The sequence below is a fragment of the Streptomyces sp. NPDC007863 genome (genome assembly GCF_040633895.1).
GTDB lineage: Bacteria > Actinomycetota > Actinomycetes > Streptomycetales > Streptomycetaceae > Streptomyces.
Genome location: NZ_JBEYEI010000007.1, coordinates 118020 through 142685 on the forward strand (window position 1 = coordinate 118020; position 24666 = coordinate 142685).

General features: G+C 73.2%; 22 protein-coding genes. 17 read left to right on the forward strand and 5 right to left on the reverse strand.

The window, feature by feature from the left end:
- Positions 1–57: 57 nt before the first annotated feature.
- From ABZ621_RS13230 to ABZ621_RS13285, 12 genes are all read left to right on the forward strand, one after another.
- Positions 58–1329, forward strand: a complete 1272-nt coding sequence (locus tag ABZ621_RS13230) for an MFS transporter (RefSeq protein WP_360603774.1) — start codon at positions 58–60, stop codon at positions 1327–1329.
- 69 nt (positions 1330–1398) lie between these two features.
- Positions 1399–2760: a Pup--protein ligase gene (pafA, locus tag ABZ621_RS13235; RefSeq protein WP_360603776.1), complete on the forward strand. Its 1362-nt coding sequence runs from the start codon at positions 1399–1401 to the stop codon at positions 2758–2760.
- A gap of 118 nt (positions 2761–2878) precedes the next feature.
- A complete protein-coding gene (locus tag ABZ621_RS13240) occupies positions 2879–3814 on the forward strand; it encodes an FKBP-type peptidyl-prolyl cis-trans isomerase (RefSeq protein WP_360603778.1) in 936 nt (311 codons plus the stop codon).
- A 96-nt stretch (positions 3815–3910) separates the two neighbouring features.
- Complete coding sequence (locus ABZ621_RS13245; protein WP_360603780.1) at positions 3911–4291, forward strand: FKBP-type peptidyl-prolyl cis-trans isomerase; 381 nt, start codon at positions 3911–3913, stop codon at positions 4289–4291.
- Positions 4292–4419: 128 nt separating this feature from the next.
- Positions 4420–5376, forward strand: coding sequence for a WYL domain-containing protein (locus ABZ621_RS13250; protein WP_360603782.1), 957 nt, complete (start codon positions 4420–4422; stop codon positions 5374–5376).
- Between the two features lie 16 nt (positions 5377–5392).
- Positions 5393–6358: a WYL domain-containing protein gene (locus tag ABZ621_RS13255; RefSeq protein WP_360603784.1), complete on the forward strand. Its 966-nt coding sequence runs from the start codon at positions 5393–5395 to the stop codon at positions 6356–6358.
- Between the two features lie 90 nt (positions 6359–6448).
- Positions 6449–6703, forward strand: a complete 255-nt coding sequence (locus ABZ621_RS13260) for a hypothetical protein (RefSeq protein WP_189949632.1) — start codon at positions 6449–6451, stop codon at positions 6701–6703.
- A gap of 35 nt (positions 6704–6738) precedes the next feature.
- Positions 6739–6936: a hypothetical protein gene (locus ABZ621_RS13265; protein WP_360603787.1), complete on the forward strand. Its 198-nt coding sequence runs from the start codon at positions 6739–6741 to the stop codon at positions 6934–6936.
- Between the two features lie 186 nt (positions 6937–7122).
- Entirely contained in the window at positions 7123–7407 is a 285-nt protein-coding gene (gene tatA, locus ABZ621_RS13270; protein WP_360603789.1) for a Sec-independent protein translocase subunit TatA, read from the forward strand.
- Positions 7408–7534: 127 nt separating this feature from the next.
- Entirely contained in the window at positions 7535–8443 is a 909-nt protein-coding gene (gene tatC, locus ABZ621_RS13275) for a twin-arginine translocase subunit TatC (RefSeq protein ID WP_360604150.1), read from the forward strand.
- A 130-nt stretch (positions 8444–8573) separates the two neighbouring features.
- A complete protein-coding gene (locus ABZ621_RS13280; protein WP_360603791.1) occupies positions 8574–11402 on the forward strand; it encodes a DEAD/DEAH box helicase in 2829 nt (942 codons plus the stop codon).
- 169 nt (positions 11403–11571) lie between these two features.
- Positions 11572–12957 carry a cytochrome P450 gene (locus ABZ621_RS13285; RefSeq protein ID WP_360603793.1) on the forward strand — a complete coding sequence of 462 codons (1386 nt, stop codon included), beginning with the start codon at positions 11572–11574 and terminating at the stop codon, positions 12955–12957.
- Positions 12958–12997: 40 nt separating this feature from the next.
- On the opposite strand, the gene ABZ621_RS13290 is transcribed toward ABZ621_RS13285, so the two are convergent.
- The 3 genes from ABZ621_RS13290 to ABZ621_RS13300 form a co-directional block, all read right to left on the reverse strand.
- Positions 12998–13921 (reverse strand): ADP-ribosylglycohydrolase family protein, encoded by a 924-nt coding sequence (locus ABZ621_RS13290; RefSeq protein WP_360603795.1) that lies wholly within the window; start codon positions 13919–13921, stop codon positions 12998–13000.
- 52 nt (positions 13922–13973) lie between these two features.
- Complete coding sequence (locus ABZ621_RS13295; RefSeq protein WP_360603797.1) at positions 13974–14822, reverse strand: siderophore-interacting protein; 849 nt, start codon at positions 14820–14822, stop codon at positions 13974–13976.
- A gap of 68 nt (positions 14823–14890) precedes the next feature.
- Positions 14891–15799, reverse strand: coding sequence for a 5'-3' exonuclease (locus ABZ621_RS13300; RefSeq protein WP_360604152.1), 909 nt, complete (start codon positions 15797–15799; stop codon positions 14891–14893).
- Positions 15800–16114: 315 nt separating this feature from the next.
- Between ABZ621_RS13300 and ABZ621_RS13305 the strand changes: the two genes are divergently transcribed.
- The 4 genes from ABZ621_RS13305 to ABZ621_RS13320 all read left to right on the forward strand — a co-directional run bounded on the left by ABZ621_RS13305 (position 16115) and on the right by ABZ621_RS13320 (position 20626).
- Positions 16115–17170, forward strand: a complete 1056-nt coding sequence (locus tag ABZ621_RS13305) for a betaine/proline/choline family ABC transporter ATP-binding protein (protein WP_360603799.1) — start codon at positions 16115–16117, stop codon at positions 17168–17170.
- Positions 17163–18971 carry an ABC transporter permease/substrate binding protein gene (locus ABZ621_RS13310; protein WP_360603801.1) on the forward strand — a complete coding sequence of 603 codons (1809 nt, stop codon included), beginning with the start codon at positions 17163–17165 and terminating at the stop codon, positions 18969–18971. The genes ABZ621_RS13305 and ABZ621_RS13310 overlap by 8 nt, the downstream gene beginning before the upstream one ends.
- A 363-nt stretch (positions 18972–19334) precedes the next feature.
- Positions 19335–19886, forward strand: a complete 552-nt coding sequence (locus ABZ621_RS13315) for a cupin domain-containing protein (RefSeq protein ID WP_360603803.1) — start codon at positions 19335–19337, stop codon at positions 19884–19886.
- Positions 19883–20626: a helical backbone metal receptor gene (locus ABZ621_RS13320; RefSeq protein WP_360603805.1), complete on the forward strand. Its 744-nt coding sequence runs from the start codon at positions 19883–19885 to the stop codon at positions 20624–20626. Before ABZ621_RS13315 ends, ABZ621_RS13320 begins: the two co-directional genes overlap by 4 nt.
- On the opposite strand, the gene ABZ621_RS13325 is transcribed toward ABZ621_RS13320, so the two are convergent.
- On the reverse strand, positions 20553–21713 hold the full coding sequence (locus ABZ621_RS13325; RefSeq protein WP_360603807.1) for a TDT family transporter: 1161 nt from the start codon (positions 21711–21713) through the stop codon (positions 20553–20555). The two genes, ABZ621_RS13320 and ABZ621_RS13325, sit on opposite strands and share 74 nt — an antisense overlap.
- A 70-nt stretch (positions 21714–21783) precedes the next feature.
- Between ABZ621_RS13325 and ABZ621_RS13330 the strand changes: the two genes are divergently transcribed.
- Entirely contained in the window at positions 21784–22854 is a 1071-nt protein-coding gene (locus ABZ621_RS13330) for a LysR family transcriptional regulator (protein WP_360603809.1), read from the forward strand.
- A 40-nt stretch (positions 22855–22894) separates the two neighbouring features.
- Here ABZ621_RS13330 and ABZ621_RS13335 read toward each other — a convergent pair whose 3' ends face one another.
- Positions 22895–24526 carry an amidohydrolase gene (locus ABZ621_RS13335; RefSeq protein ID WP_360603811.1) on the reverse strand — a complete coding sequence of 544 codons (1632 nt, stop codon included), beginning with the start codon at positions 24524–24526 and terminating at the stop codon, positions 22895–22897.
- Positions 24527–24666 lie beyond the last annotated feature (140 nt).

The window sequence follows — 24666 nt, forward strand, 5'->3', positions numbered from 1 at the left end:
ATGACGACGGAAGTTATACGTAAAACCTCGGCGGGAGCCGACGGAGGGGAGACCCGCATGGCCACCGAGGCCACGGCACACGGCGGCTACCGCGACATCCTGCGGGCGCCGCACGCGCTCCGCCTGCTCACCGGCACCCTGGTCGGCCGGCTGCCCAACGGCACCGGCCCCATCGCCATGACGCTCTTCGTCCGGGACCAGGGCGGCGGCTACACCCTCGCGGGCGGCCTCGTCGCCGCGTACGGCCTCGCCAACGCCGTCGGCCAGCCGCTCCTCGGTCGCGCCGTCGACCTCAAGGGCCAGCCGCGGGTCCAGCTGCCCGCCGCCGTGCTCTCCGCCGTCGGCATGGCCCTCTTCGCCCTCGTCGGCATCGGCAACCTCCCGCTCGCCTACGCCGCCGTCGTCCTCGCCGGGTTCTTCACGCCGCCCCTGGAGGGCGGTCTGCGCGCCCTCTGGCCGAGCGTCCTGGGCCGTGAGGACCGGGTGCACCGGGCGTACGCCCTCGACGCGGTCGCCCAGGAGGTCATGTTCACCGTCGGCCCGCTCCTGGTGACCCTCCTGGTCGCCGTGTGGTCGCCCGCCGCGGCCCTCCTGGTCATCAATCTCATCGGCGTGCTCGGGGCCCTCTCCGTCGTCCTCTCCGAGCCGTCCCGGGCCTGGCGCTCGGCGCCCCGCGAGGCCCACTGGCTCGGCGCCCTGCGCTCCCCGGGGCTGCTCGCCCTGCTCGGCTCCTTCTTCTTCGTCGGGCTCGCCCTCGGCTCCATCACGGTCGCCGCCGTCGCCTACGCCGACGACCGGGGCACCCCGTCCGTCTACGGCTGGCTGATGGCCGCCCTCGGCCTCGGCGCCCTCCTCGGCGGCGTCCTGTACGGCGCCCGGCGGTGGGCGGGGGCGCCCGAGCGCCGGCTGCGCGTCCTGGTCGCGCTCCTCGCGCTCTGTTACCTGCCGCTGACGCTCACCCCCGGTCCGGTCGCCATGAGCGGCCTCGCGGCCCTCTCGGGCTTCTTCCTCGCCCCCGTGCTGGCCTGCGCGTTCATCGTGGTGGACCGGCACGCCCCGGCGGGCACCGTCACCGAGGCCTTCTCCTGGCTGGTCACCACCTTCGGCGTCGGCGCCGCCCTGGGCTCGGCCGCCGCCGGACCCGCCGTCGAAATCGCCGACACCGTGGCCGGTTTCGCCGTGGCGGGCGCCGGAGGCCTGGCCGCGCTGCTCGTCCTGCTCGCCACCGGGCGGGTCCTGAACGACCCCGACGCGCCCGGACGCGGCTCCCGACACGCCGTGAGCGGGGGCGCCGCCACCGTGGTGCACACCGAAAAGAACGCCCTCTGACCGGAAAACAATCGAGACGGAAACGTCCAACCCGGTTTCAGCACAGGCCGTCAGGCGTAATGTTCAGACATGGACCGCCGCATTTTCGGGCTGGAGAACGAGTACGGCGTCACGTGCACGTTCAGGGGACAGCGCCGACTGTCTCCTGACGAAGTGGCGCGGTACCTCTTCCGCCGAGTCGTGTCATGGGGCCGCAGCAGCAATGTCTTCCTGCGGAACGGCGCCCGCCTGTACCTGGACGTGGGTTCGCATCCGGAATACGCCACACCGGAATGCGACGACGTGACCGAACTCGTCACCCACGACAAGGCCGGCGAGCGCATTCTCGAAGGTCTTCTCGTGGACGCCGAACGCCGCCTGCACGAGGAGGGAATCGCGGGCGACGTCTACCTCTTCAAGAACAACACCGACTCCGCCGGAAACTCCTACGGCTGCCACGAGAACTATCTCGTCGCCCGCCACGGGGAGTTCTCCCGTCTCGCCGACATCCTCATCCCGTTCCTGGTGACGCGTCAGCTGATCTGCGGGGCGGGCAAGGTGCTCCAGACCCCGCGTGGCGCCGTCTACTGCGTCTCCCAGCGCGCCGAGCACATCTGGGAGGGCGTCAGCTCCGCCACGACCCGCTCCCGGCCCATCATCAACACCCGGGACGAGCCGCACGCCGACGCCGAGCGCTACCGCCGGCTCCACGTCATCGTCGGCGACTCCAACATGTCCGAGACGACCATGCTCCTCAAGGTCGGCGCCACCGACCTCGTGCTGCGCATGATCGAGGCGGGCACCGTGATGCGCGACCTGACCCTGGAGAACCCGATCCGGGCCATCCGCGAGGTCAGCCACGACATCACCGGCCAGCGCAAGGTGCGCCTGGCCAGCGGCCGCGAGGCCTCCGCCCTGGAGGTGCAGCGCGAGTACTACGAGAAGGCCTCCGACTTCGTCGACCGGCGCGGCATCCGGTCCGGCACGGTCGCCCAGGTCCTCGAACTGTGGGGCCGCACGCTCGACGCGATCGAGCAGGAGGAGCTGGACCGCATCCAGACCGAGATCGACTGGGTGATGAAGTACAAGCTCATCGAGCGGTACCGCGCCAAGCACAACATGACCATGTCGAACCCGCGGGTCGCCCAGATAGACCTCGCGTACCACGACATCCACCGCCGCCGCGGGCTGTACTACCTGCTCCAGAAGAACGGGCAGGCGGCGCGGATCTGCAACGACGTGAAGATCTTCGAGGGCAAGTCCGTGCCCCCGCAGACCACCCGGGCCCGGCTCCGCGGCGACTTCATCCGCCGCGCCCAGGAGCAGCGCCGGGACTTCACCGTCGACTGGGTCCACCTCAAGCTCAACGACCAGGCGCAGCGGACGGTCCTCTGCAAGGACCCGTTCCGCTCGGTCGACGACCGGGTGGAGAAGCTGATCGCCGGTATGTAGGACGATCACAGGATCGGACCAGGGCCCCGCGCGGAGGACGCGCGGGGCCCTGGACGTCTCGGACGGGTCCCCTAGAGTGTCCGGACAACTACTGTGCCGTCTGAGATCTGAGGAACACGTGCGCCGAATTGCCGGCCTTCTCGTCGTCCCGCTGCTGCTGCTCACAGCGGCCTGCGGCAACGACACCAAGGGCTCCGATAACGCCTCGATGACCAACGGGCTCCCCGCCATCACCGCGGGCGAGAAGTTCGGCGAGAAGCCGACCCTCGCCAAGGGCGAGGGCGACCCGCCGAAGGAGCTCAAGGTCAACGTCATCAGCGAGGGCGACGGCCCGGTGACGAAGGACGGCGACGCCCTCCAGGTCAACTACCTCGGTCAGACCTGGGACTCGACGACCCCCTTCGACAACAGCTTCGACCGGGGCGAGCCCTTCACCCTCACCCTCGGCGCCGGCCAGGTCATCAGGGGCTGGGACCAGGGTCTGAAGGGCCAGAAGGTCGGCAGCCGCGTCGAGATCGGCATCCCGCCGGAGCTCGGCTACGGCGAGCAGGGCTCCCCGCCCAGCATCAAGGGCGGCGCCACGCTGGTCTTCGTCGTCGACATCCTGAAGGCGACCACGATCCCGAAGTCCGCCGAGGGCACCGTCGTCGCCCAGGAGAACAAGGACCTGCCCAAGGTCGGCACCAACACCGACGGCAAGGCCCCCTCGCTGACCGTCCCGAAGACGGACGCGCCCACGAAGCTCGTCTCCAACTACGTGATCGAGGGCAAGGGCGAGCCGGTCAAGGCCACCGACACCCTGACCGTCCAGTACCAGGGCGTGCTCTGGAAGGACGGCAAGAAGTTCGACAGCTCCTACGACCGGGGCGCCCCGGCGACCTTCCCGCTCGCCAACGTCATCAAGGGCTGGAGCAAGGGCCTGGAGGGCAAGAAGGTCGGCAGCCGTGTGATGCTCGTCGTCCCGCCGGCCGACGGCTACGGCGACCAGGCCCAGGGCCCGATCCCGGCCAACTCCACGCTCGTCTTCACGGTGGACATCCTCACCAAGCAGTGACGGGTTCCCGCGCGTCCCGGCCCGCCAAGCGGTAGGTTGTCGGGGTCGCGCGGGCCATCGTCCGCGCGGTTTCACCCGTATGAGGAGCACACTGCAGTGAGCATCGAGAAGCCCGAGGTCGACTTCCCGGGCGGCGAGCCGCCGGCCGACCTGGAGATCAAGGACATCTGGGAGGGCGACGGCGCGGAGGCCGCGGCCGGGGACACGGTCAAGGTCCACTACGTCGGTGTCTCCTTCAGCACCGGTGAGGAGTTCGACGCCTCCTGGAACCGCGGCGAGGCGCTGGAGTTCCCGCTCGGTGCCGGCATGGTCATCAAGGGCTGGGACCGGGGCGTCCAGGGCATGAAGGTCGGCGGCCGCCGCCAGCTGGTCATCCCCGCCCACCTCGCCTACGGCGACCGCGGCGCCGGCGCCAAGATCGCGCCCGGCGAGACGCTGATCTTCGTCTGCGACCTGGTGGGCGTGAAGAAGGCCTGACCGGCCCCACGCCCCGTACCGAGGGCCCCCGCCTCCGCGGCGGGGGCCCTCGGCTTTTGCCCGGACACCCCGGGGCGGTACGGTCGGACGTCCGAGAACGGAACCGGGGAAGAGGGTGCAAGGCGTCCATGGCGATTGCCAAGGCCGAGCGGCTGATGAATCTCGCGCTGTGCCTGCTCGGGACGCGACGCGCCCTCAGCAAGCGGGAGCTGCGCGGCTCCATCGAGGCCTATCTGGAGGCCAGCGGCGACGAGGCCTTCAACCGCATGTTCGAGCGCGACAAGGACGACCTGCGCGAGCTCGGACTGGTGATCGAGACCGTCGAGAACCTCGACGGTGAGATCGGCTACCTCGCCCGCCGCGACTCCAACCGCCTCCCGCCCATCACCCTGGACGTCGAGGAGGCCGCCGCGCTCGGTCTCGCCGCCCGGGTCTGGCAGCAGGCCCGCCTCGCCGGAGCCGCCAGCGGCGCCCTCCAGAAGCTGCGCGCCGCCGGCATGCCCGAGGCCGAGGACGCCTACGAGATCCAGCCGAGCGCCCTCGAACCCCGCATCCCGGTCCACGAGACGGCCTTCGAGCCGCTGATGCTCGCCTGCCGCGACCGGCGCCCGGTCTCCTTCGAGTACCGCAAGGCCAACGCCGCCCGCCCCGAGCCCCGCCAGGTCGAGCCCTGGACGCTGGAGTGCTGGCGCGGCCACTGGTACCTCGCGGGCTGGGACCGCGACCGCGGCGCCGAGCGCGTCTTCCGTCTCTCCCGGATCACCGGCAAGGTCCGCTCGCGGGCCGGCGCCTTCACCGCGCCCGTGCCCGACGCCGTCACCGTCCGCGAGACCGTGGAGAGCTGGGCGGGGGAGACCGCCACCCGCTCCGCACGGATCCGGCTGCGCAGCGGCTGCGGCTATCCGCTGCGGGCCCGCGCCACCGAGACGAGCGAGGGCACCGACGGCTGGGACGAGCTGGAGATCCCGTACGGGCACGGCCTCGACGCCTGGCTCGTCGAGTTCGGCCCCGACGTCGTCGTACTGGAACCGGCCGACCTGAAGGCCGATGTGGTGGAGCGGCTGCGCGCCGTCGCCAAGGGCTGAGGGGGAGACGGACCGCATGGCTGCCAACGCGATCGACCAGACGAGGCGGATGCTCTCCCTCGTCACCTACCTCCGCGAGCGCCCGGGCGCCCACGTCGCCGACGTGGCCCGCGCCTTCGGCATCACCGAGGACGAGCTGATCTCCGACCTGGACGTGCTGCCCATGTGCGGCACCAGCTTCCGGGGCGGCGACCTCCTCGACATCGACACCGACGGCGACCGGATCTGGTGGCGCAACCCCGGCGCGCTGAGCGCGGAGGCCTCCGAGCCGCTGCGGCTCGCCGCCGACGAGGCCACCGCGCTGCTCGTCGCCGCCCGCGCCGTCGCCACCCTGCCGGGGCTGCGCGAGGGCGACCGGGACGCGCTGGTGCGCGCCACCGCCAAGCTGGAGGCCGCCGCCGGCGAGGCCGCCGGCGCCAGCGCCCGGCTCTCGGTGACCTTCGAGTCCGAGGGCGGCGTCTTCGCCGAGGTCGACCGGGCCATCTCCGAGCGCAAGCGGCTCTGGCTCCGCTACTACTCGCCGGCCCGCGACGAGCTCACCGAGCGCGAGGTCGACCCCATCCGCCTCTTCGCGGTCGGCCACACCTACATGGAGGCGTGGTGCCGCCTCTCGGAGGACCGCCGCACCTTCCGCCTCGACCGGGTCGCCGAGATCCGGATCCTGGAGGAGGCCGCCGCGCCCCCGGAGCTGGAGCTGCGGGACCTCTCCGAGGGGCTGGTCCAGCCCTCCGCCGACGACCCGGAGGTCGTGGTCGAGGTCGGCCCCGGCGGGCGCTGGGTCGCCGAGTACTACCCGCACGACCGGGCCGACGAGCTGCCGGACGGCGGCCTGCGGATCACCCTGCGGACCCCCGACCCGGCCTCGCTGAAGCGGCTCGCGCTGCGGCTCGGCAGCGACGGGCGGATCGTCGCGCCGGCCGGGCTCGCGGAGAGCGCCCGGGAGGCGGCGACGGCGGCGCTCGCCGCGTACGAGGGCGTGTGACCTGTCTCTCGTACCGTCGTTCCGAGGGGGAGCGACTTACCCGAGTGGCAGCGAGTCCCAGCGAGTCTTCCAGGTAGAGAGTTGAGGGAAATGTCCGTGATGTCCGGCCTGTCGGCGTCGATCGCCCCGGTCCTCTTCAAGGCCGCCTGCCCCGACTGCCGCTGCCGCTTCGAACTGGCCGCGGGCGCCCTGCGGCTGGCCATCGGAGCCAGCCGCCGCACCACCTTCTACTCCTTCACCTGCCCCGAATGCGGAAGCTCCGTCCGCAAGCCCGCCGGCGAGCGCATCGTCGAACTCCTCACCGGCGGCGGCGTCCGCACCCTCCGCCTCCACACCACCGCCTGACCGGCGCCCCACCCCGTAAACGCTAGGCTCCGCCCATGTTCTGGCCCATGCTCGCGATCGCCCTCGGCTTCCTCGGCCTCGCCGTCCTCGGCGTCCTCGCCGTCAGGGTCTTCCTGGAGGTGCGGCGTCTCGGCCGCCAAGTGGAAGACACCACACGACGCATCCAGCGCGCCGCGGACGAGCTGGAGACCGCCGCCACCGGGCTGGCGCGAACAAGCCGTTCCCTGCCCTGACTCAGAGGATCCGCACCGCGCCGATAGGGCCTGATCAGGGCCCCTCGGACGCAATCGCGAGTACGCACGGGCATTGCCCGACGTTTACTCCTGCGGGTTACGATCGCAGACAGCGCGGAGGCCGGACGCATGTCCGACCGGCCGGGCACGCACCCATCCGCCTCGGTGAGAAGAGAGACCACAGTCATGTTCCGTCAGATCGGTCCCCTGGAGATCAGCCTCATCCTGCTGGTCGTCGTGCTCCTCTTCGGTGCCAAGAAGCTCCCGGAGATGGCCCGCTCCCTCGGCAAGTCCGCCCGCATCCTCAAGAGCGAGGCCAAGGCCATGAAGTCGGAGGGCCAGGAGGCCGCTCCCGCCGAGGCCCCGGCCGAGCAGGCCGCCCCCGCGGCCCAGCGCACCATCAAGGCCGCCCCCGGCGACGTCACCGGCGCCCGTCCCGTGACCGAGGCGTCGGACACCACCCAGCGCTGAACAGGCCACGCCGGCCGCTGAACCGTTCGCCCGCAAGTTCGCCGCCCAGCGGCCTGCCCGCACGAGATGAGGACGTGGGTTGCCCAAGTCTGCCCGCATGAAGAAGGAGAAGGACCCCGAGGGGCGGATGCCGCTCGCGGACCACCTTCGTGAGCTGCGCAACCGCCTTGCCAAGGCGATGCTGGCGATCGTGCTCGCCTCCGTGGTGGCCGCGTTCTTCAGCCAGCAGCTGATGGACCTTCTGTCGTCCCCCGTACCGAAGTGCGCCCCGGACGCCTCCCTGTCCGAGAACACCGGCGGACGGTGCGTCGTCCTCGCCTACCAGACCATGCTCTCCCCCTTCACCTCCACGGTGAAGGTGATCATGCTGGCGGGCCTCGTCGCCTCCAGCCCGGTCTGGCTCTACCAGCTGTGGGCCTTCATCGCGCCCGGCCTCCACAAGACCGAGAAGAAGTACACGTACTGGTTCGCCGCCATCGCCGTCCCGCTCTTCGGGGCCGGCGCCTACACGGCGTTCCTGATCATGCCCGTCAGCGTGCGCGTCCTCATCAGCATCACGCCCGAGGTCGCCTCGAACTTCCTCTCCCTCGACGACCTCCTGGACTTCACCACCAGGATGGTGCTCGTCTTCGGCGTCGCCTTCGAGCTGCCGCTGCTGCTGATCATGCTGAACCTCACGGGCGTGGTCACCGGCAAGCGCATGGCCGGCTGGTGGCGCGCCATGGTGATGGGCACCTTCGTCTTCGGGGCCGTCGCCACCCCGTCCACCGACCCGCTCGGCATGATCGCCCTCGCCGGTCCGATCATCGTCCTGTACTTCATCGCCGTCGGCTTCTCGCTCCTCAACGACAAGCGCCGGGCCCGCAACAACCCCGACGCACAGCTCTCCGACGACGAGGCGTCCGTCCTCGACCACACCCCCGAGCCCGTCGGCGCCCTGGACCCCGTCCCCGCCGCCCGCGCCCTGCCCGAGCAGGCGAGCGGCGACAGCGACGGCGCCCGCGCCCACAGCGCCGGCTACGACGACATCACCTGATCCCGGTCCCGGTCGCAGCAGGGTCCCCCCGGTCGAGAACCGGGGGGACCCCGTCGTTTCCGGGAAGCCGTGAAGCCCCTCGATAAAGATCGCGTCACTGTCGGAGGGGGCGGGTAGGCTCGAAGACAAGATGACAGAGGACCTCACCCCAGCCGAGGCGTACGCGGCCGCACGGGCGCGCAACGCAGAGCAGGCCACCGCGCTGGCCCCCTTCCGAGAGATGTACGAATTCGGACTGGACCCGTTCCAGATCGAGGCGTGCAAGGCTCTCGAAGCGGGCAAGGGCGTGCTCGTCGCCGCCCCCACGGGCTCCGGCAAGACCATCGTCGGCGAGTTCGCCGTCCACCTCGCCCTCACGCAGGGCCGCAAGTGCTTCTACACGACCCCCATCAAGGCGCTGTCGAACCAGAAGTACGCCGACCTCGTCAAGCGGTACGGCCCCGACAAGGTCGGCCTGCTCACCGGCGACAACAGCGTGAACGGCGACGCGCCGATCGTCGTCATGACCACCGAGGTCCTCCGCAACATGCTCTACGCGGGGTCCCAGGCGCTCTCAGGCCTCGGCTACGTCGTCATGGACGAGGTCCACTACCTCTCCGACCGCTTCCGCGGCGCCGTCTGGGAGGAAGTGATCATCCACCTCCCCGAGTCGGTCACCCTCGTCTCCCTCTCCGCCACCGTCTCCAACGCCGAGGAGTTCGGCGACTGGCTCGACACCGTCCGCGGCGACACCGACGTCATCGTCTCCGAAGAGCGCCCCGTCCCCCTCTGGCAGCACGTCCTCGCCGGCCGCCGGATGTACGACCTCTTCGAGGAGGAGACCGACCACGGCGGCCGCGGCGCCGCCCGCCGCGAGGTCAACCCCGACCTCCTCCGCCTCGCCCGCACCGAGAACTCGCGCACGTACAACCCCCGCGACCGCCGCCGCGGCAAGATGGTCCGCGAGGCCGACCGCGAGCGCGAGCGCCGCCAGCGCTCCCGCATCTGGACCCCCGGCCGCCCCGAGGTCATCGAGCGGCTCGACAACGAGGGCCTGCTTCCGGCCATCACCTTCATCTTCAGCCGCGCCGGCTGCGAGGCCGCCGTCCAGCAGTGCCTCTACGCCGGCCTCAGGCTCAACGACGACGAGGGCCGCCGCCGCGTCCGCGAGATCGTCGAGGCCCGCACCGCCGCCATCCCCGACGAGGACCTCCACGTCCTCGGCTACTTCGAGTGGCTGGAGGCGCTGGAGCGCGGCATCGCCGCCCACCACGCCGGCATGCTCCCGACCTTCAAGGAGGTCGTCGAGGAGCTGTTCGTCCGCGGCCTCGTCAAGGCCGTCTTCGCCACCGAGACGCTCGCCCTCGGCATCAACATGCCCGCCCGGTCGGTCGTCCTGGAGAAGCTGGTCAAGTGGAACGGCGAGCAGCACGCCGACATCACCCCCGGCGAGTACACCCAGCTCACCGGCCGGGCCGGCCGCCGCGGCATCGACGTCGAGGGCCACGCCGTCGTCCTCTGGCAGCGCGGACTCGACCCCGACCACCTCGCCGGGCTCGCGGGCACCCGCACCTACCCGCTGCGCTCCAGCTTCCGCCCCTCGTACAACATGGCGGTCAACCTGGTCGAGCAGTTCGGCCGGCACCGCTCCAGGGAGCTCCTGGAGACCTCCTTCGCCCAGTTCCAGGCGGACCGCTCCGTCGTCGGCATCTCCCGCCAGGTCCAGCGGAACGAGGAGGGACTCGACGGCTACCGCGAGGGCATGACCTGCCACCTCGGCGACTTCGAGGAGTACGCGCGGCTCCGCCGCGACCTCAAGGACCGCGAGACGGACCTGGCCAAGCAGGGCGCCGCCCAGCGGCGCGCCCAGGCCGCCGCCTCCCTGGAGAAGCTGAAGCCCGGCGACGTCATCCACGTGCCCACCGGCAAGTTCGCCGGCCTCGCGCTCGTCCTCGACCCCGGCATCCCGGCCGGCCGCACCAACGGCCACCGGGGCTTCGAGCAGCACGACGGGCCCCGGCCCCTCGTCCTCACCGCCGAGCGGCAGGTCAAGCGCCTCGCCTCCATCGACTTCCCCGTCCCGGTGGAGGCCCTGGAGCGCATGCGCATCCCCAAGACGTTCAACCCGCGCTCGCCGCAGTCCCGCCGCGACCTCGCCTCCGCGCTCCGCTCCAAGGCCGGGCACATCAACCCCGAGCGGCACCGCAAGCAGCGCTCCGGCGCCGCCGACGACCGCGAGATCGCCCGGCTGCGCACGGCGATCCGCGCCCACCCCTGCCACGGCTGCGACGAGCGCGAGGACCACGCCCGCTGGGCCGAGCGCTACCACCGCCTGCAGCGCGACACCAAGCAGCTGGAGCGGCGCATCGAGGGCCGGACGAACACCATCGCCCGCACCTTCGACCGGATCGTCGCGCTCCTCACCGAGCTCGACTACCTGCGCGCCGACGAGGTCACCGACAACGGCAGGCGGCTCGCCCGGCTCTACGGCGAACTCGACCTGCTCGCCAGCGAATGCCTCCGCGAAGGCGTCTGGGAGGGGCTCGCCCCCGCCGAACTCGCCGCCTGCGTCTCCGCGCTCGTCTACGAGGCGCGGCAGGCCGACGACGCCGTGGCGCCGAAGGTGCCGGGCGGCCAGGCCAAGGCGGCGCTCGCCGAGATGGTCCACATCTGGGGCCGGCTCGACGCGCTGGAGGAGGAGTTCAAGATCAATCAGGCGGAGGGCGTCGGCCAGCGCGAGCCCGACCTCGGCTTCGCCTGGGCCGCCTACCAGTGGGCCTCCGACAAGAGCCTCGACGAGGTGCTGCGCGAGGCGGAGATGCCGGCCGGCGACTTCGTCCGCTGGTGCAAGCAGGTGATCGACGTCCTCGGACAGATCGCCGCGGCGGCCCCCAGGGAGAACAGCACGGTCGCGAAGAACGCGCGCAAGGCCGTGGACGCGCTGCTGCGCGGTGTGGTGGCGTACAGCTCGGTGGGCTGACGATCCCTCATATCCCTTCGGGAGGGCCCGTGATGGACGACATCACGGGCCCTTCGGCTGTGTGGGCACGGTTGTCCACAGGTCGTCGTCCACAGGGGTGGCGCGGTGGCGGAGCCTTCCGCTTGCATGGACTCGCACACGGGCACAGCGAGTTGGGGAGGGGACGTACGTGACCACGCACGCCGGCGCGGAGGCAGGGAGCGCCATCACCATCGCCGAGGGGCCGCGCGGGGTGCCGCTGCTCGGCAATCTGCCGGCCTTCGGCAAGGACCCGCTCGCCTTCTTCGAACGGCTGCGGGAGCGGGGCGACGTCGTCCGCTGGCGGTTCGGCCCCAGCCCCGCGCTCTTCATCGCCCATCCCGACAACATCGGCGAACTCCTCACCGGGATCGAGTCCACCTTCGACCAGCCGGACCTGGGCATCGCCATCCGCACCCTGCTCGGGAACGGCGTGGTGGTCGCCAAGGGCCGCGACTGGCGGCGCAAGCGTTCGCTGGTCCAGCCGTCGGTCCGCCCCAAGCAGGTCCGCTCCTACGCGGCGACGATGACGGAGTGCGCCGTCGCCCTCGCCGACCGCTGGTCGGACGGGCAGCGGATCGACATCAAGAAGGAGATGGCGGCGCTCACCCAACTCATCGCCGTCCGCACCATCTTCGGGGCGGACACCGCCTCCGACGCGGAGGCGATCGGGCGGGCGATGGACGTCGCCCAGCAGGAGATCGGCGCGGAGCTCAGCGGGATCGGCGCCCTCCTGCCCGACTGGATCCCGACCCCCGGCCGGGCCCGCATCAAGCGCGCCACGGCCGTCATCGACGCCGAGGTCGCCCGCCTGGTCGCCCGCCACCGGGACGGCGGCGAGGACCGCCCCGACCTCCTCAGCCGGCTCCTGACCGCCCGGGACGAGACCGGGGCCCAGCTCTCCGACCGCGAGATCCGCGACGAGACGGTCACCCTCTACATCGGCGGCCACGAGACCACCAGCTCCACCCTCGTCTGGGCCTGGTACCTCCTCTCCCGCGACGAGAAGGTCCGGCGGACGCTCACCGAGGAGCTCGACCGGGTCCTCGCCGACCACGAGCCCGGCTACGACGACTACGCCTCGCTCACCTACACCCAGGCCGTGATCAAGGAGACCCTCCGCCTCTACCCGACGATCTGGCTCCTCACCGGCATCGCCAAGGAGGGCGCCACCCTCGGCGGCACCCCCGTCCCGCCCGGCACCCGCGTCTGGTCCAGCCAGTGGGCCACCCACCGCGACCCCCGCTGGTACGGCGACGCCGGCACCTTCCGCCCCGAGCGCTGGCTCGCCGACGACGCGGCGGCACCGGACGAGAAGATCCCCGAGTACGCCTGGTACCCCTTCGGCGGCGGCCCCCGCGTCTGCCTCGGCACCCGCATCGCCCTCGTGGAAGCGGTCCTCGTCCTCGCCGTCCTCGCCCGCCGCTACGACCTGGACGTGGACCCCGAAGAGATACGCCCGGTCCCGAGCCTCACCCTCCAGCCGAACCGCGAGGTCCTGGCCGGAGTCCGGGCACGGGGGAACGCGACGGGGTGACGGGCGGACGGAGGACGGATCGGACGGCACGGGGCCGGGATCAGGAGACGAGGGCGAGGGCGAGGGAGCGTAGGTCGCCCGCGCGCAGGACACGGTCGCCGAAACCAGGAAGGGGGACGTGCAGTGCGGCCGTCCAGCGGTCCGGGATCGCCCCGGCGCCGTGCACGGCGCCGGCCAGCATGCCGGTGACGGCGGCCACCGTGTCGGTGTCACCGCCGAGGTCGACGGCGGCCGCCAGGGCCTCCTCGAAGGTGGCGGTGGTGCGCAGCGCCCATACGGCGGACCCGAGGCAGGGCCAGACGGCTCCGTTGAACTCGGTCGCGTCCTCCGGCCGCCAGCCGGGGGCCAGGACGGTGGCCCAGCGCTCCCGGTGAGGAGGATCCAGCTCGGCGAGGGTGTCCGGGATTGCGGCCAAGGGGTCGCCGCCGAGCAGGGCGACGCGGACCAGCTCGTGCAGGAGCGCGGTGCCTTCCCAGGCGGCCCGGTCCCCATGGGTGAGGGCGGCGAGGCGGCGCCCGGCGTCCATGGTGGCGGCCCGGCCCCGGGCGGCGAAGTGGACGGCGGCCGTGGAGGCCCGCATCAGGCAGCCGTTGCCCGCGCCGCGTCCCTCCACCTGGAAGTCCAGGGCGGCCGCCAGGTTCCACGGCTCGCCGCCCATCAGCACCCGCTCCGTCAGGAGGCCGATGTCCTTGGGTTCGGCGGCGGCCCAGCGCCGGAACCGGTCGAACACGTCGGGCAGGTCGAGTCCGCCCCGGTGGAGCAGCGACTCCCCGACGAGCACCGCCATCTGGGTGTCGTCGGTGGCCTCGCCCGGATCCCAGCCCCCGCCCCCGCACAACTCCCCGGCGCCGTCCGGGAATCGGGCGCGGAACACGCCGGGCAGGCCGAACTCGAAGGGCGCGCCCAGCGCGTCGCCGACGGCGGAGCCGAGCACCGCGCCCACGGCGCGTTCGGAGGAGGTCATGGCGTCAGGGTAGGCGCCAGGGAAGGGGGTGGGGTCTGCGGCGGAGTGGGGGTCAGGGGGTTTCGGTGGGTTCCTGTTCGCGTTCCACCTGGGCGTTCCAGTCGCGCTTGATGGCGCGCCAGGCTTCGTCCGTCTTGCCCTGGCGCCAGTAGCCGGAGATGGAGAGGCGTTCGCGGGGGATCAGGCGGTCCATGCGGAGGTGGCGGCGGAGTTCCTTGACGCAGCCGGCTTCGCCGTGGACGAAGGCGTGGACGTCGCCCTCGGGGAAGGGGAGGGCGCGGACGGCCTCGATGAGGGCGTCGCCGGCCGGGCGGCCGGCGCGGTGGAGCCAGGTCACCTCGATGCCCGCCTCGGTCGCGAACTTCTGTTCGTCGGCGACGTCCTCGATCTCGATGAAGGCGTGCACCGTCGCGCCCGCGGGGAGCCGTTCGAGGGCCACCGCGATGGCCGGGAGCGCGCTCTCGTCGCCGGCGAGGAGGTGCCAGTCCGCGGCCGGGTCCGGGGCGTAGCCGCCGCCGGGGCCGAGGAAGCGCACCGTCTCGCCGACCTGGGCGCGGGCAGCCCAGGGGCCCGCCAGGCCCTCGTCGCCGTGGACCACGAAGTCCAGGGTCAGCTCGTGGTGCGCCGGGTCCCAGGCGCGGACCGTGTACGTGCGGGTGGTGGGCCACTGCTCGCGCGGGAACTCGGCCCGGATCCGCTCCATGTCGAAGGGCTCCGGGTAGGTGACCTCGCCGGGGGCGAACAGCAGCTTCACGTAGTGGTCGGTGAAGTCGCCGGCCTCGAAGCCGTCCAGGCCCGGGCCGCCGAGCACGACCCGCACCATGTGCGGGGTGATGCGCTCGGTGTGCACCACGCGCGCTTCGGTGGCCCTGGGGGCCTTGCGGGCCGGCTGCTCTGCCACGGTGGGCACTCCTGACTGCCTGAGGGAGACTTAGGTATACCTAAGTTAACATCCCCCCGTCGGTCGCGTCAGCGACCGGCGAGGACCGGCAGCAGCCGGCTCACGGCGCCCCCGAGGTTCCAGCGGGCCGTCAGCGCGTCCAGGGCCGCCGGGTCGCGGGGGGCGGCCGGCAGCGTCGGGTCGAAGTCGGGCAGCGGCACGTCCCGGGCGACCCGGACCACCGTCGGCGCCACGTCCAGATAGGCCGCCGCCTCGACGATCCCGCGCCGCTTGGCCGGGGTGAGCTTCGAGGTGCGGTCCTCGGCGGCCGCCCGCACGCCGGCCAGGTCGCCGTACTCGGTGATCAGCTGCGCCGCCGTCTTCTCACCGATGCCCTTCACGCCGGGCAGGCCGTCGCTGGCGTCGCCGCGGAGGGCCGCGAAGTCGGCGTACTGGTCGGGCCGCACCCCGTACTTCCCGCGGATCAGCTCGTCGTCCACCAGGTCGCAGTCGCCGACGCCCTTGCGCGGGTACAGCACCCGGACCGCCCGCTCGTCGTCGACGAGCTGGAAGAGGTCCCGGTCGCCGGTCACGATGTCCACCGGGCCCTTCGCGCCCGCCGTCAGCGTGCCGATCACGTCGTCCGCCTCGTAGCCCGCCGCGCCGATCCGGGCGATGCCGAGCGCCGCGAGGACCTCCTCGATCACCGGCACCTGCGGGGAGAGCGTGTCCGGGATCTCCTCCTCGTCCGGCCCGGTCTCCGTCTCCACGGCCACCCGGTGCGCCTTGTAGGAGGGGATCAGGTCCACCCGCCACTGAGGGCGCCAGTCCTCGTCCCAGCAGGCGACCAGGTCGTCGGGCCGGTGGTCGTGGACCAGCCGGCCGATGAAGTCGAGCAGCCCCCGCACGGCGTTCACCGGCGTCCCGTCCGGGGCCCGGACCGAGTCCGGCACGCCGAAGTAGGCGCGGAAGTAGAGGCTGGCGGTGTCCAGGAGCATCAGGCGTCGCGTCACACCCCGATCATGCCGCACCCGGCCGACACCGGCCCGGACCGGAGGCCGCGCCCGGCCGACACCGGAATGGATCGGCCGCCGCGCCCCGGAGCCTTGGCTTCCGTGCTTCGTCGTGACCCCCGTCACCTTCGCGTTTGCCCTCCGGGGCCCGGGGCAGGCGCGTGCCCGGAGCGGACCCGGTAAGGGGCCCCGAGCAGTGGGCCCCGTACGCGACGGGTGTCGCGGGCAGATCCCGCCCCGCTCCAACGGCCCGGTCGCGGGGGTGGCGGGCCGTTTCTCCCTGCTATCCGTGAGGTGAATGTGTCCAGGCTCCAGGCCGACCACCTGTTCAAGGTGTTCGCCAGACGCCCCGCCGACGAGACCGCGGCCGTCCGCGCGCTCGTGAACGGCGCCGACCGCGACGAACTGCGCGAGGACGGCGTCACCGCCGCCGTCGTCGACGCCTCGTTCGTGGTCGAACCGGGTCAGATCTTCGTGGTCATGGGCCTCTCGGGTTCCGGCAAGTCCACCCTGCTGCGCATGCTCAACGGCCTGCTCGAACCGACCGCGGGCCGCGTCCTCTACGACGGCGACGACCTCACCGCGCTCTCCCCCCGCGCGCTGCGCGAGGTCCGTTCCCGCCGGGTCAGCATGGTCTTCCAGCACTTCGCGCTCTTCCCGCACCGCACCGTCCTGGAGAACGCCGGCTACGGCCTGGAGGTCCAGGGCGTCCCGCGCGCCGAGCGCGAGAAGCGCGCCGCCGAGGCGCTGGAGCTGTGCGGCCTCGCCGGCTGGGAGAAGTCCTGGCCCGACGAGCTCTCCGGCGGCATGCAGCAGCGCGTGGGCCTGGCCCGGGCGCTCGCCACCGACGCCGACCTGCTGCTCATGGACGAGTCCTTCAGCGCCCTCGACCCGCTGATCCGCCGCGACATGCAGGACCAGCTCCTGGTGCTCCAGAAGCAGCTGAAGAAGACCATCGTCTTCATCACCCACGACCTCAACGAGGCCATGCGCCTCGGCGACCGCATCGCCGTGATGCGCGGCGGCCGGATCGTGCAGCTCGGCTCGGCCGAGGACATCCTGGTCCGGCCCGCCGACGACTACGTCGCCTCCTTCATCCAGGACGTCGACCGCTCCCGGGTGCTCACCGCCTCCGCCGTGATGACCTCCCCCGAGGCCGGGGCCGAGCTCGACCCGGACGCCCCGGTCGCCGGCCCCGACACGCTCCTCGCCGACCTGTGCGCCCTCGCCGCCGCGGGCCCGCACCCGGTGACCGTCCGGGACGCCGGCGGGTCCACGCTCGGAGTCGTACGGAAGGAGACACTGCTCGCCGTGATGGGCGGGCTCGCGACCGAGGAGGTGACCGCGCATGCCTGAGATTCCCCTCGGTTCCTGGGTCGACGGCTCCGTCGACTGGCTCCAGGCACGGTTCTCCTGGCTCTTCGACGCCGTCAGCTCCGGCATCACCGGCCTGTACGACGGCATCGACGCCGTCCTGTCGGCGCCGCAGCCGCTGCTCTTCGCCGGCATCCTCGCCGTCGTCGCCTGGTGGCTGCGCGGCCTCGCCGCCGGTCTGCTCTCCTTCGCCGGGCTCGCGCTCGTCGACTCCGTCCAGCTGTGGGACGAGGCGATGGCGACGCTCTCGCTGGTCCTCGTCGCCACCCTCGTCACCCTGGTGATCGCCGTCCCCCTCGGCATCTGGGCGGCCCGGTCCAAGACGGTCAGCACCGTGCTGCGGCCCGTCCTCGACTTCATGCAGACCATGCCGGCGATGGTCTACCTCATCCCCGGCATCATCTTCTTCGGCGTCGGCGTCGTCCCCGGCATCATCGCCACCATCGTCTTCGCGCTGCCGCCCGGCGTCCGCATGACCGAGCTCGGCATCCGGCAGGTCGACGCCGAACTCGTCGAGGCCGCCGAGGCGTTCGGCACCACCCCGCGCGACACCCTGCTCCGCGTCCAGCTGCCGCTCGCCGTGCCGACGATCATGGCCGGCGTCAACCAGGTCATCATGCTCGGCCTCTCCATGGTCGTCATCGCCGGCATGGTCGGCGGCGGCGGGCTCGGCGGCGCCGTCTACAAGGCCATCGGCAACGTCGACATCGGCCTCGGCTTCGAGGCCGGCGTCTCCATCGTCGTCCTCGCCATGTACCTCGACCGGATGACCGGCGCACTCGGCCGCCAGGTCTCCCCGCTCGGCCGCCGCGCCCTCGTCAAGGCCCGCGCCGCCGTCGCCCGCCGCCGCACCGCGCGGCTGTGGGCGCACCGCCCGCAGCCCGTCACCGCGCTCGTCGGCATCGTCGTCCTCGCGCTCGTCGCGGGCGGCGCCGGCTTCCTCGGCGGCTCCGGCGCCACGTCGACCGCCGCGTCCGGCGCGGGCGCCGGCCACGGCAAGAAGATCAGCATCGGCTACATCCCGTGGGACGAGGGCATCGCCTCCACCTACCTGTGGAAGGAGCTCCTGGAGCGCCGCGGGTACGAGGTCGAGACCCAGCAGCTGGAGGCCGGCGCGCTCTACACCGGCCTCGCCGGCGGGCAGCTCGACTTCCAGACCGACGCGTGGCTGCCCGTCACCCACGCCTCGTACCTGGAGAAGTACGGGAACAAGCTGGAGGACCTCGGTTCCTGGTACGGCCCGACCTCTCTGGAACTGTCCGTCCCCTCCTACGTCAAGGACGTGAAGTCCCTCGCCGACCTCAAGGGCAAGGGCGACCGCTTCAAGGGCCGCATCATCGGCATCGAGCCCAGCGCCGGAATGATGGGCATCCTCAAGGACAAGGTCCTGAAGGAGTACGGACTGGAGGGCGAGTACGAGGTCGTCGACGGCTCCACGCCCGGCATGCTCGCCGAGCTGAAGCGCGCGTACGACCGCAAGGAACCGGTCGTCGTGACCCTGTGGTCCCCGCACTGGGCCTACTCCGCGCACGACCTGACGAAGCTCGCCGACCCCAAGGGCGTGTGGGGCAAGGGCGACGGTGTGCACACCCTGGCCCGTAAGGGCTTCACCGAGGAGAACCCCGAGGTGGGGGCCTGGCTGAAGAACTTCGAGCTCACCGAGAAGCAGCTCACCGGCCTGGAGGCGGAGATCCAGGAGAGCGGCAAGGGCAAGGAGCAGGAGGCCGTCCGCGGCTGGCTGGACGCGCAGCCGGGCCTCGCGGAGCGGCTCGCCCCGCAGTGACGGGGGATCGTCACCCGTAGAGGAGGGGTGGTCGCCGTTCGTGAACGGCGGCCACCCCTCCTCCGTGCGCGGCCCGGAGCGTGCCGGGGTCCGGAGTGTGCCGGGGGCCGTTCCCGGGCTCGACCCGTGCTCGTCGCGCGCTCGGCGCCGTCTCGGCCCCGAGTCGACCCCGTCTCGGCCCCGACTCGATCCCGGCTCGTTCCCCGCTCGTTCCCCGCTCGTTCCCCGGCCCCTCTCGGGCCCCTTCGCCGGTTCCCCGCGGGCTCCTTTCCGCCACGACGCGAAACCCCGGCCCAAAGCTGCGTAAGGTGCAGGTAACCAGCAGGTACGCGACGAGGCAGCCAGCAGAGGGAGGGAGCCGCCATGGACGAGAAGGAAGCACCCCGCGTGGGCGCGGCCGTCAAGAGGCGCCGCAGGGCCCTCCAGCTCACCCTGGCCGTCGTCGCCTCCCGCAGCGGCCTCTCCGTGCCCTTCCTCAGCCAGATCGAGAACGAGCGCGCCCGCCCCAGCCGCCGCTCCCTGGAACTGGTCGCCGAGGCCCTCCAGACCACCGCCGCCGAACTCCTCGCCGCCGCCGAGGCGGCCCGCACCATCGACGTCGTGCGCGCCGAGGAGGGCACCGCCGGCCTTCCGGACGGGGTCCGGCGCCTGGTCCGCGCCCGGCACCAGCTGCACGCCCTGGAGTTCACCGGCGAGCAGGACGCGGGCCGGGAGTTCCAGCACCGCAACGACGAGCTGCTGTACGTCGCCGACGGCGCCGCCGAGGTCGAGGCCGAGGGCCGCGCCCACCGCCTCGGCCGGGGCGACACCCTGTACCTCTCCGGTGGCGTCCGGCACCGCTGGCGCGCCACCGAGCCCGGCACCCGCCTGCTGGTCGTCGCGGTCGCCGACCACGTCGAGGTGGAGGAGGAGTGACGCAGCTCAGGGGCCGGGCCCCGCGCGTGGTCTCCCTGGTGCCCTCGCTCACCGAGGCCGTCGCCGTCACCGCCCCCGGGCTGCTCGTCGGCGCCACCGACTGGTGCGCCCACCCCGCGGGGCTCGACGTCGCCCGGATCGGCGGCACCAAGAACCCCGACGTGCCCGCGGTCCTCGCCCTCCGCCCCGACCTCGTCCTCGCCAACGAGGAGGAGAACCGCGCCCCCGACCTCGACGCCCTGCGCGCGGGCGGCGCCGAGGTCCTCGTGACGGAGGTCCGCACCCTCGACCAGGGCCTCGACGCCCTCGGGGAGGTGCTCGCCGCCTGCGGCGCGCCCCGCCGCCCGCGCTGGCTGGCGGAGGCGGAGGAGGCGTGGGCGGCGGCCGAACCCGTCGGGGACGGCGTCACCGCCGTCGTACCGATCTGGCGGCGGCCCTGGATGGTGCTCGGCCGGGACACCTTCGCCGGCGACCTCCTCGCCCGGCTCGGCGTCCGCAACCTGTACGCCGACCACCCGGAGCGCTATCCGAAGGTCCCGCTCGCCGAGCTGACCGCGGCCGGTCCGCGGCTCGTGGTCCTGCCGGACGAGCCGTACCGCTTCACGGCGGACGACGGCCCCGAGGCGTTCCCCGGGGCCGCGCCCGCGCTCGTCGACGGGCGGATGCTCACCTGGTACGGGCCGTCGCTGGCCCGGGCACCGCGGCTGCTCCACCGGGCCCTGCGAGCAGCGCTCCGCTGACGAGCCCGCGCACGGTGTGCGTACCGGCCACCAGCCAGGCCGCGGCCAGGAGGACGTACAGGGCGACGGCCAGCCAGCGGAAGGCGTCGAGCCCGGTGTGGCGGGCGAGCCCCTCGGCGCCGGTGACGCAGGTGCCGACCGGGAAGGTGAAGGCCCACCAGGTCATCGCGAAGCCCATGCCGGCGCGCCGGGCCCGCACCACCATCGCGCCGGCGAGCGCCAGCCACAGCAGGGCGAAGCCCATGACGGGCACGCCGTAGAGGACGGCGAAGGCGGCGAAGCCGTGCGCGTACGGCTCGGGGAGCACGCCGGCGGCGGTGTCGGCGAAGGCGTTGGCGGCGGTGGTCGACTGGCCGAGCGGGCCGAGGACGAGGAAGAGCGTGGGGGTGAGCGCGAGCGGCAGCGGGCCGGTGAGGACCAGCCGGCCGAAGACCAGCGGCAGCATCACCAGGGTGGCGAGCAGACTGATCCCGAACATCGCGTAGCAGGCGAGGAGGAGGGTCTGCCGGGCCTGGCCCTCGGGCAGGTGGGGGAGGAGCAGCGGGCCGAGCGCGGCGGAGACCATGGGCGCGACGACGGGCAGCAGCCAGACCGGCGAGGCGTGCTCGATCCGGTGCCGGACCACCATCAGGTACGGCACGGCGACCGCCGCGGCCAGGCCCACGGCGGTGCCGGCGGTGAAGAGGACGGCGTCGACGGCGACTGCGGCGGGCAGCCCGATCCAGTCCCGGCCGAGCGTCAGCGTGCCGCCGCCGACGGCGAGCAGCGCCATCGACAGACAGCCGTAGAAGGGGGCGACCGCCGGGTCCAGGAGATGGGCGCGGGCCTGGTCGGGGTGGCGGCGCCAGTGCGCGGCCCGGGCGGTGAGCAGGGTCAGCAGCATCGCGAGCGAGAGTGCCCAGACGGCGGTGCAGACGGTGCGGAGACCGGGCACGGAGACCGGGAGCGCGGCTCCCGCCGTGCCGACGACGGAGGTGCCCATCACGGAGGCGTACCAGTTGGGTCCGAGGTGACGGACGGTACGGGACGCGCGGAGGCCGGGGGTGGTGGCTCCGAGGAGGGGGCCGGAGGGTGCGAGGCTTGCCATGGCTCCACCGTCGCCCGCGCGCACGTCCCCCACCAGGGATCATGCGGCTATGACGTCATAAGCTGGCCTTATGAGCAGGGAGCGGGACGGGAGCGGCGCGAGTTTCGGCTCGGGCGTGGGCGTGGGCGAGGGCGTGGGCGAGGGCGTGGGCGGGGGCGTGGGCTCGGGTATGGGTACGGGGGCGGGCACGGGGGCGGGTACGAGTGCGGGGTCCGGTGGTACGGGCTCCGGCTCCGGGACCGCGCATCTGTCGCACCGCGTTCCCGACCTCGGCGCGCTCGAACTGCTGCTCGCGGTCGCCCGGCACGGCAGCCTCGGGGCCGCCGCGCGCGAGGTGGGGATCACCCAGCCGGCGGCGAGCAGCCGGATCCGTTCGATGGAGCGGCAGCTCGGCGTGGCGCTCGTGGACCGCTCGCCGCGCGGCTCCCGGCTGACCGACGCGGGCGCGCTGGTGACGGACTGGGCGCGGCGGATCGTGGAGTCGGCGGAGGCGTTCGACGCGGGCGTGCAGGCGCTGCGCGGCCGCCGGGACTCGCGGCTGCGGGTGGTGGCGTCCATGACGATCGCCGAGTACCTGCTGCCCGGGTGGCTGATCGCGCTGCGCGCGGAGCGGCCGGACACGGCGGTGTCGCTGCAGGCGGGCAACTCGGCGGTGGTCGCGGAGCGGCTGCTCGCGGGGGAGGCGGACCTCGGGTTCGTCGAGGGCCTGGCCGTCCCGGACGGGCTCGACGGCACGATCGTCGCCCACGACCGGCTGGCCGTGGTCGTGGCCCCCTCGCACCCGTGGGCCCGCCGCCGGAAGCCGATCGACCCGGCCGAGCTGGCCGTGACCCCGCTGGTGCTGCGGGAGCACGGCTCGGGCACCCGGCAGGTCCTCGACGCGGCGCTCGCCGGGCACGGCGGGCTCGCCCGGCCGCTGCTCGAACTGGCCTCCACCACCGCGGTGAAGGCGGCGGCGGTCAGCGGCGCGGGCCCCGCGGTCCTCAGCGAACTGGCGATCGCCGAGGAGCTGTCCTCGCGCCGCCTGGTCGCCGTCCCGGTCGAGGGCGTGCGCCTCGCCCGGGACCTGCGCGCCGTCTGGCCGACGGGCCACCGCCCGACGGGCCCGGCCCGCGACCTGCTCTCGCTGACGAGGTCCTAGAGGCGCCCGGCCCGTTCTCCTCGCCGGCCGGGCGGGGTGGTCACAGCCGCGGTGCCCGGTGGGTGACGTGCCCGTCGACGGCGGTGAGGAGGACCGGGACGTCGGGGAGGTCCGCGGCCGGGGTGGTGAGCGGGTCGGCGGCGAGGGCCGTCAGATCGGCGCGGTGGCCGACGGCGAGGCGGCCGGAGAGCCGCTCCTCGCCCGCCGCGTAGGCCGCGCCGGTGGTCAGGCCGCGCAGCGCCTCCAGCGGGGTCAGTGCCTGCTCGGGGCCGTGCGGCGGCTGCGCGAGGTCGCGCGACGGGCGGCGGTGCACGGCGCCGGCGAGCACGCCAAGGGGCGGGAAGGGGGCGATGGGCCAGTCGGAGCCGAGGACCACGGTCGCCCCCGAGTCCACCAGGTCCCGGCAGCGCCAGGCGCGTCCGGCGCGCTCCTCGCCGAGCCGGCGCGACCAGTTGTCGGTGTGGTCGGCGCGGGTGAAGTCGCAGCAGTGGGTGGGCTGCATGGAGGCGACCACGCCCAGCTCGGCGAAGCGGCGCAGGGTGTCGTCCGGGACGGTCTCGATGTGCTCGACCCGGTGGCGTACGGTCGGGTCGCCGCCGGTCGCGCGGGCCCGCTCGACCGAGTCGAGGACGTGCCGGACGGCGGCGTCGCCGATGGCGTGCGTCGCGGTCGGCACCCCGGCCCGGTGCAGGGCGCCGATGATCTCCGTGTACGCCTCCGGGTCCGGCCAGAAGGCGTGGGTGGACTCGCCGTGGCAGTCCGGCCGCTCCAGCCAGGCCGTGCCGTTGTCGATCGTGCCGTCCATGAAGAGCTTCACGCCCGCGACCCGCCACAGGGCGCCGCCCCGGCCCTGGAGCGCGATCAGCTCCCGCACCCCGGAGGCGCCGGTGCCGGGCTGGCACCAGGGGGCCACGCGCAGCCGCAGCGGCAGCCGGCCGGCGGCGTCGAGCTCGGCGAAGAGGTCGAGGCTGTCGCCGTTGGCGTCCATGACGTGCCCGCCGGTGAGGCCGGCCGCCGCCATCGCGTCGAGCGCGGAGGCGAGCCGCTCCAGGCGTTCGGCGCGGGTCGGCCGCGGGGCGACCCGCTCGACCAGCTCGCAGGCGGCGTCCTCCTGGAGCAGCCCGGTGGGGCGCCCGTCGGCGTCGCAGACGATCTCGGCGGAGGCCTGGTCGAAGGTGCGGGGGCCGTCGATCCCGGCGAGTTCGAGGGCGCGGCGGGAGGCGAGCGCGGAGTGCGCGTCGAAGAGCAGCAGGAAGGCGGGGACCCCGTCGAGGACTGGGTCGAAGGGCGCGATGCCGACCGGCTCGTCGCCGAAGACGTTCGGGTCGAGGCCCCAGGCGAAGAGCCAGTCGCCGCGCCGCAGCGCCCGCACCTCCCGCGCCAGCGCCTCCCGTACGTCCCCGAGCCCGGCGCAGCCGGACAGGTCGAGGCCGCCGGTCAGCTCGGCACCGGTGACGGGGTGCACGTGCCCGTCGACGAGACCGGGCGTGACGACGGCCCCCTTGAGGTCGACGACGGTCGTCCCGGCCCCGGCGAGCGCCCGCACCTCACGGTCGTCGCCGATCGCGGCGATCCGCCCGTCCCCGTCCACGGCGAGCGCGCTCGCCGCGAGGAACCCCCCGGTGGCGGGGTCGAGCAGTCGTGCGGAGTGGATGACGAGTCGGCTGGACACGGTGGCGCTCCTGGGGGTGGTGGTACGGGAAGAGGGTGCTGGGGTGCTGGGGGGTGTGACGGGGAGACGGCCTGCCCGGGGCAAGGCCCCATGGCGGGCCCGCACTCACGGAGGTCCGGGCCCGAGGGCAGGCCGAGGGC